At 61.5% G+C, this 4,406-nt stretch carries 3 protein-coding genes and 1 pseudogene; 3 read left to right on the top strand and 1 reads right to left on the bottom strand.

Features of this window, described 5'->3' with window-relative positions; genetic code table 11:
* The 3 genes and pseudogenes from VZ95_RS22745 to VZ95_RS04665 all read left to right on the top strand — a co-directional run.
* Nucleotides 1-1,725: pseudogene (locus VZ95_RS22745) on the top strand (acyl-CoA dehydrogenase C-terminal domain-containing protein); the annotation flags it as partial.
* A gap of 66 nt (nucleotides 1,726-1,791) precedes the next feature.
* Nucleotides 1,792-2,328: an acyl-CoA thioesterase gene (locus VZ95_RS04670; RefSeq protein ID WP_045774841.1), complete on the top strand. Its 537-nt coding sequence runs from the start codon at nucleotides 1,792-1,794 to the stop codon at nucleotides 2,326-2,328.
* Between the two features lie 58 nt (nucleotides 2,329-2,386).
* Nucleotides 2,387-3,025: a LysE family translocator gene (locus VZ95_RS04665; protein WP_045774840.1), complete on the top strand. Its 639-nt coding sequence runs from the start codon at nucleotides 2,387-2,389 to the stop codon at nucleotides 3,023-3,025.
* A gap of 40 nt (nucleotides 3,026-3,065) precedes the next feature.
* Here VZ95_RS04665 and VZ95_RS04660 read toward each other — a convergent pair.
* Nucleotides 3,066-4,406, bottom strand: a 1,341-nt coding sequence (locus VZ95_RS04660; RefSeq protein WP_052711484.1) for a methyl-accepting chemotaxis protein, incomplete at its 5' end; no start/stop codon positions are given.

The following is a 4,406-nucleotide window of genomic DNA, read 5'->3' as shown; positions in this document are numbered from 1 at the left end:
CGAACAGCTCTCCAAGCTGCCAGGCTATGAAGACGCAACGCCCGACCTATTCGATGCGGTGTTGGAAGAAGCGGCGAAGCTGTGTGTGAACGAGCTTCTGCCCCTCAACCTCTCCGGCGATAAGGAAGGCTGCCACTATGAAAACGGCGTGGTTCGCACCCCCGCCGGGTTCAAGGAAGCCTATACGAAGTTCATCGAAGGCGGCTGGACCTCCCTGTCCTGCGATCCCGAGTTCGGCGGCCAAGGCATGCCGCACCTGCTGGAATTCGTGGTGCAGGAACTCATCTGCTCCTCGAACATCTCCTTCGGCATGTATCCCGGCCTGTCGCACGGGGCCTATAACGCCCTGGCGCAACACGGCACGGACGAGCTGAAGCAGCGTTATCTGCCGAAGATCGTCGACGGCACCTGGTCCGGCACCATGTGCCTGACGGAACCCCATTGCGGGACCGATCTGGGGCTGATGCGCACCAAGGCCGAGCCGCGCGGCGATGGCTCCTACTCGATCTCCGGAACGAAGATCTTCATTTCGGCGGGCGAGCAGGATCTGACGGAAAACATCATTCATCTGGTGTTGGCGAAGCTGCCGGATGCGCCGCCGGGCGTTAAGGGTATCAGTCTGTTCGTGGTGCCGAAGTTCCTGCCCAAGGACGATGGCACGCCGGGCATGCGCAACGGCGTGATGTGCGGCTCCATCGAACATAAGATGGGGATCAAGGCGAACTCGACCTGCGTGATGAACTTCGACGGCGCGCAAGGCTGGCTGATCGGCGAAGCCATAAGGGCATGCGCTGCATGTTCACCATGATGAATGCCGCCCGCCTCGGCGTCGGCATGCAGGGCCTCGGCCTTAGCGAAATCTCCTACCAGACGGCGGCGGCTTACGCCAAAGACCGGCGGCAGATGCGCTCGCTCGATCCGAAGAAGCAGGATCATGCCGCCAGCGCCGATCCGATCATCGTTCACCCGGACGTGCGCCGGATGCTGATGACGATCCGCGCCAATACGGAAGCCTCCCGCGCGCTGGCCTATTGGGTCGGCATGCTGCTGGACATCTCGCACAAGCACCCGGACCCGGAAAAGCGCCTGGAAGCCGATGATCTCGTCGCCCTGCTAACGCCGATCGTCAAAGCCTATCTGACCGACCACGGCTTTAACGCCGCCAATCTGGCGGTGCAGGTCCACGGCGGGCACGGGTATATTCACGATTACGGCGTGGAGCAGTTCGTCCGCGACGCGCGCATTACCCAAATCTACGAAGGCACCAACGGCATTCAGGCGCTCGACCTCGTCGGCCGCAAAATGCCGCAGAATATGGGCCGCCTGATGCGCCGCTTCTTCCACCCGGTTTCGGCCTATCTCGAAACCCAGATGGAAAATCCGGCGATGCTGGAGTTCATCGGCCCGCTGGCGAAAGCCTTCGGCAAGCTTCAAATGGCCACCGCCACCGTAGCGCAAAAAGCCTTCGGGCGGCCCGAGGAAGCCGGGGCCGCCTCCTCCGACTACCTGCGCCTCTTCAGCCTTGTGGCCCTCGGGTACATGTGGGCGCAGATGGCCGAAGTGGCCCTGAAGAAAGTCGACGGCGACGAGAAGGCCTTCTACGAAGCCAAGCTCATCAACGCCCGCTTCTTCATGCAAAAGCTGCTGCCGGAGCATGGGTCGCTGTTCGTCAACATCATGGCGGGCGGCAAGGTGCTGATGGAGCTTCCGGCGGAAGCTTTCTAAGCCATAACGCTTCCGAAACGACCCCTCTCCCGCCAACGGAGGGGGGTTTTTTCTTTGGAGACTGGAATGAACCTCTATTTCCGCCTGTTCTGGCTGCTGCTCACCCGCCGCCTGCGGCCCGCTCTGCCACTGATGGGCGAGAGCCGGGTGCAGATGCGCGTCTGGCCGAATGATCTCGATTTCAATTTCCATATGAACAATGGCCGCTACCTGACCCTGCTCGATCTTGGGCGGCTGGATTTGATGCTGCGCACCAAGCTTTGGGGCCTCGTGCGCCGGAAACGCTGGATGCCCGTCGTAGCATCGGTGAATGCCCGCTTTCGCCGGGCGCTGAACCCGTTTCAGAGCTTCACGATGGTCACGCGCACCCTAGGGTGGGATGAAAAATTCATCTATCTGGAGCAACGCTTTCTCGACGGGCAAGACCGGCTAATGTTCCACGCCATCGTTAAAGCCGCCCTCGTCGGCCCCGGCGGGACCGTGCCGACCGATGAGATTATGGCGGCGATGGATGAACCGATGGTCTCGCCGGTGCTGCCCGACGCCGTGCAAGCCTGGGCCGCTGCCGAGCGCGCATTAGCGGACAGCGTTGCAGCGGGGTGACTTGTGTCCTGTAGGTTTCTAGGCTGAGATGGAGCGACGCCAGACAGGAGCCCGCCCGATGACCCTCGCACTCCTACTCTCCTACACGCTGATCGCCGCCACCGCGATTCTCTCCCCCGGCCCCGCCATTCTGCTGGCCATCCGCAATAGCCTCGCCCACGGCATCGGCGCGGTGCTCTGGTCGTCCTTGGGGAATATTACCGGGCTGTTCTGCCTCTCGACCGCTTCAATGCTCGGGCTCGGCGTGATGTTGCAAACCTCCGCCCTGCTGTTCGGCGTCGTGAAGCTTATTGGCGCGCTCTATCTCTTCTGGATTGGGCTGCGGCATCTCTTTGGCCGGGCCAGCCTCGCCGCCTTACCGGAAACCACCCTGCCGCACCGGAACCCCGGCGCGCTCGCCCTCTACCGCGAGGGGGCAGCCCTCGCCATCACCAACCCGAAACCGATTCTGTTCTTCGCCGCGCTGTTCCCGCAGTTTCTGGTGAGCGACGCGCCCATACTGCCGCAGTTCTTCACCCTGACCGGCATTTTCATGGGCATCTCCTTCGCCTCCCTCTTCGGCTACGCCCTGCTCGCCCGGCAGGCGCGGGGCGTACTGCTGAAACCGATGATCGTGCGCTGGGTCAACCGGACCGTGGGCGGTATTTTCGTCAGCTTCGGCGTGCTGCTGCTGACCTTGCGCCGCCCGGCAGCGTAAGGTTAGCAGGAACTTGCGCGCGGGCGTTCGTAGGGACTGTTTAACCCCGACCTACGTCCTTCAAGAATCCGCGAATCTCGCCCGTCAAACGCGATTGCTGCCGATCCAACGTCAAGGCAGCCGTTTGCACGTGCCCTGCCGATGCTCCCGTCTGTTCCGTTCCCGACGAGACGGACTGGATCATCTGCGAAACGGCCTCCGTCGCACGCGACGCCTGTTGGATGTTCAGCGCGATGTCGCGGGTTGCCGCGTTCAACTCGGTTGTCGCGCTCGCACTCCAGGTCGACAGCTCATTAAAATCGCCAACGATCCGCCCGATGGTTCGGATGATTTGCACGGCGTTTTGGGCGCTAGACTGAATATCGGCAATCTGCGCGGCAATCTCATCGGTCGCGCTGGCGGTTTGATTGGCGAGCGATTTTACCTCGGCGGCAACCACCGCAAACCCCTTTCCCACATCGCCCGCGCGGGCCGCTTCAATCGTTGCGTTGAGCGCGAGAAGATTGGTGCGCGACGCAATATCGTTGATAAGACCAACCACGGTTCCTATCCGCGTCGCGGCCTCCGCGAGTTCACCGACCATCACATCGGTGCGGCCGATTTCGTCGGCGGCTTTTGTTGCCATGCGGGAGCTTTCCGTCGCGCGTTGGGCGAGTTCCTCAATCGAGGTTGCCATCTGCTCCGTTGCGGCAGCAACCGCCCGAACATTCCCGGACGTTTGTTCGGAATTAACCGCCACCGTTAGGCTTTGCGTATTGGTTGCCGTAGCGACCTGCGACATTTCGGTTGCGGCAGTCTGCAAGCGTTCGGAGACATTGGAAACATCCGCCAGCAACGTGGCAGCATCGCTCTCAAAACGGTTGATCCGCCCCGTTAACCACTGATGATGGTCTATTTTGCGGGCCGCCTCCGCCGCAGCTTCGGCGTCTTGGGTCCGCTTGGCAGCCGCCGTATCCCGCAAAATCAGGATGGCTTGAGCGAGATCGCCAATTTCGTTAGGGCGTTGCGTGTAGGGGACTTCCGTCTCCAGGGCGCCTTCGGTGATAGAGCCCGTCACGCGCGCCAACCGGACAATCGGTCGCGCAACGCCCCGCACCAACATCACTACCGAGACGGCTAAAAGACCAAGCCCCAGAAGAGCCATGACACCGACCCCAATGATCGAAGTTTGCGCTAGACCAAGTTGGGTGCTGGCCTCGGCGGCAATTGCGTCGTTTAGCTGCTTTGCCGTGCTCGCGGTGCTTTTACGGAGGGGGGTGAAAATATCCAGCCAGCGGTCATACAAGCGATCCAGCGGTTTTACCTCACGGAGGGCGACCAGTAGATCGGCCTTAAAACTATCGATCGAGTTAACTGCTGCCGATGCTTCTTCACGCAAAGC

Source organism: Elstera litoralis (assembly GCF_000963705.1).
In the GTDB taxonomy this organism is placed as follows: Bacteria; Pseudomonadota; Alphaproteobacteria; order Elsterales; family Elsteraceae; genus Elstera; species Elstera litoralis.
The sequence above is the reverse complement of the archived record's forward strand: the minus strand, read 5'-3'. Positions and strand labels throughout refer to the sequence as shown.

Coding starts and splice junctions, on each gene's coding strand:
- VZ95_RS04670 (WP_045774841.1), top strand. CDS start 1,792: ATGAACCTCTATTTCCGCCTGTTCTGGCTGCTGCTCACCCGCCGCCTG.
- VZ95_RS04665 (WP_045774840.1), top strand. CDS start 2,387: ATGACCCTCGCACTCCTACTCTCCTACACGCTGATCGCCGCCACCGCG.